A 2,574-nucleotide genomic window follows, 5' to 3' on the forward strand; every position below is an offset into this window, starting at 1 on the left:
GCTGAACACTCAGCGGTCCCGCCGGCCCCCTTCGCACGCGGCGGCCCGCCCTCGTGCGCCGGTTCCGGTTCCCCTCACGCGCCCGTCGCGACGGCGACGACCTCGGCCCCCGGGATCGCCGCCACGCAGGTGGAGCAGGCCTCGATCGCCTCCCAGCCGTCGGGCGAGGAGAGCAGCGCGAGGGTCACCGGCCCCTGGCAGGCGGGGAGTTCCGGGTGCAGTCGGCAGTGCTGTGCGCGGCAGCGGCAGAACGCCGCCGCGTGGGGCGCGCCCGCGAGGCGGGCGTGGGCCGTCAGATGGGCCGCCGCCCAGTCGCGGGGGTCGGCGCCGGGGATGTCCGTGCGGATGTCGCACTCGTGCAGGACGCAGAGCACGTCCACCGGGCGCGACTCCGGTGCGGCGGACGGGGCGGTGCACACCTCCCACATCCGGCCGGGCGGACGCCAGAGGGGCTGCCCGTCGTTCCGGGGTCCGTGGTCCCGGGCCCCGGAACGCAGCGCCCCGGAATGCGGCGACCCGGAACGCACGGGATCGAAATGCGGCGGATCACGATGCAGCGGCCCGGAAGGCGGGGACTCGGAATGCATGGGTCGCGACGCTAGCCCCTCGGCCGACCGCTTCACAGCGGCATACGAGTGAAAGCGACGGATTTCCGTCGCGTCTTGGTTACTTCGGAACGCGGCTGTCGTTTGTCGTGTTGCAGTGCGAGCCGTCCGCGAAATCCGTGAATCAGCTCCTCTGCAGATCGGATCGTTTCTGATGAAGTGCAAGAAGGTCGCTGTCGCCGTCGCCGGTCTCGTCATGGCCCTGGGTGCCGCTGCCCCGGCGGTCGCCGACTCCGGCGCCGAGGGCTACGCGTTCGGCTCCCCGGGCGTGCTGTCGGGCAACGTCGTGCAGGTCCCGATCCACGTGCCGGTGAACGTCTGCGGCAACAGCATCAACGTCATCGCGCTGCTGAACCCGGCGTTCGGCAACGCCTGCGTGAACGACTGACGCTTTTCGGTCGGGTCGACCACGCATTCGGGCGGTCCGCTGTGCGGGCCGCCCGATTCTCGATGCGGCCGATCGGGGGACAGCTGACCCGACAGGTGACTCTGATGGCCCATCATCCGCGGCCCGCGTGTTTCCATTCGGCCCAATAGGCATACTTCTTGCGGTATTCACCGGAAGTCGAATTGCGCAGAGGAGCCACATGGCCGACCGGAAGTACACACCGAGGAGCGTCTGGCTGGGGGCGGCCGTCGCCACGCTCCTCGTCACCGGGTTCGCCCTCCCTCAGGAGCCCGCACCCGAACCGGACCCGACGACCTCCGCGACGCCCGCCGCACCCGCGGTGCCGCCCCCCTCACCGCCGGAGCCCTCCCCGTCCGAGTCGCCCTCCCGCACGGTGACCACCACCACGACCGCCGACGAGAACGGCGCGTCCTCGACGACCGAGACCGTCGAACCCGCACCCGCACCCGCGCCCGCCGCCCCCGAGACCGCGGTCGGCGCCTATCTCCACTACGGCCCGCCGGGGATCGCGCGCATGGGCGAGCTGCAGAAGTGGCTCGGCGGCACCGAACTGAAGGTGGGGCACACGTATCTGCCCGGCGACCTGTGGTCCAACATCGAGGGCGGGGCGGGCTTCCTCGACGCGTGGGCGCAGTGGCGCAAGGAGAAGGACGACCGGCTGTTCGTCCTCAACGTGCCGATGCAGGAGCGCAACGAGGGCGGGGTCGGCAACCAGGAGGTGGCCCGGCTGCTGAAGGCCGGCGCCGCGGGCGAGTTCGACCGGCACTACCGCGTCCTGGCCGAACGGCTCGTCCGGCTCGGCATCCCCGACACCGTGATCGTGCTCGGCTGGGAGATGAACGGCATCACGTACACCTCGCGCTGCGGGCCCGACCCCGCGTCGTGGAAGGCGTACTGGCGGCGGATCGTCACCGAGATGCGCGCGGTGGAGGGGCAGCGGTTCAAGTTCGACTTCGCGCCGAACCGCGGGCGCGACGCCATCCCGTGGACGGAGTGCTACCCGGGCGACGACGTCGTCGACATCATCGGGATGGACTCCTACGACCAGCCCCCGGGCCGCACCTTCGACGAGCAGGTGAACGAGGAGTACGGCCTGCGCAAGCACGTCGAGTTCGCGAAGGAGCGCGGTAAGCCGATCTCGTACCCGGAGTGGGGGCTCTTCCGGTACGGGGACAACCCGGAGTACATGCGGCGGATGCTCGAGTGGATCGACGAGCACAAGCCGATGTACCAGACGATCACGGACTACTGCCCGCACGGCGTCTGGCAGTGCGGCAGCAACCCCGCCTCGTCCAAGGTCTTCCGGGACATGATGACCGAGCCGGGCGGGCCGGCCCCCAGTCCGACCCCGGAGCCCACGCCGACACCGACACCGACGCCGAAGCCCACCGAGCCGTCGCGGCCGCAGAACTGCATGCCGCTGGAGCTGGGCAGTTGGGTGGAGCAGTGGATGGGCGGGAAGATGTGCGTCCGCTTCCACTGGTGGGACAAGTGGTAGCCGACGACGCGTAGTTCGGCTCGCAGACAACGGACCGCCGGCCCCCTCCTCGGGAGGGGGCC

At 70.9% G+C, this 2,574-nt stretch carries 3 protein-coding genes; 2 read left to right on the forward strand and 1 reads right to left on the reverse strand.

Features of this window, described 5'->3' with window-relative positions:
• Positions 1 to 74 precede the first annotated feature (74 nt).
• A complete protein-coding gene (locus ACFWEG_RS28820) occupies positions 75 to 419 on the reverse strand; it encodes a hypothetical protein (RefSeq protein WP_387221008.1) in 345 nt (114 codons plus the stop codon).
• Between the two features lie 340 nt (positions 420 to 759).
• Between ACFWEG_RS28820 and ACFWEG_RS28825 the strand changes: the two genes are divergently transcribed.
• On the forward strand, positions 760 to 993 hold the full coding sequence (locus tag ACFWEG_RS28825) for a chaplin (protein WP_387221011.1): 234 nt from the start codon (positions 760 to 762) through the stop codon (positions 991 to 993).
• A 199-nt stretch (positions 994 to 1,192) separates the two neighbouring features.
• Entirely contained in the window at positions 1,193 to 2,512 is a 1,320-nt protein-coding gene (locus tag ACFWEG_RS28830; RefSeq protein ID WP_387221012.1) for a glycoside hydrolase family 26 protein, read from the forward strand.
• Positions 2,513 to 2,574: the final 62 nt, after the last annotated feature.

It is taken from the genome of Streptomyces sp. NPDC060194 (assembly GCF_042728285.1).
Classification (GTDB): Bacteria; Actinomycetota; Actinomycetes; order Streptomycetales; family Streptomycetaceae; genus Streptomyces.

Bases quoted from the DNA above. Each gene is read 5' to 3' on its own strand.
- ACFWEG_RS28830 (WP_387221012.1), top strand. From the start codon at position 1,193: ATGGCCGACCGGAAGTACACACCGAGGAGCGTCTGGCTGGGGGCGGCC.
- ACFWEG_RS28825 (WP_387221011.1), top strand. From the start codon at position 760: ATGAAGTGCAAGAAGGTCGCTGTCGCCGTCGCCGGTCTCGTCATGGCC.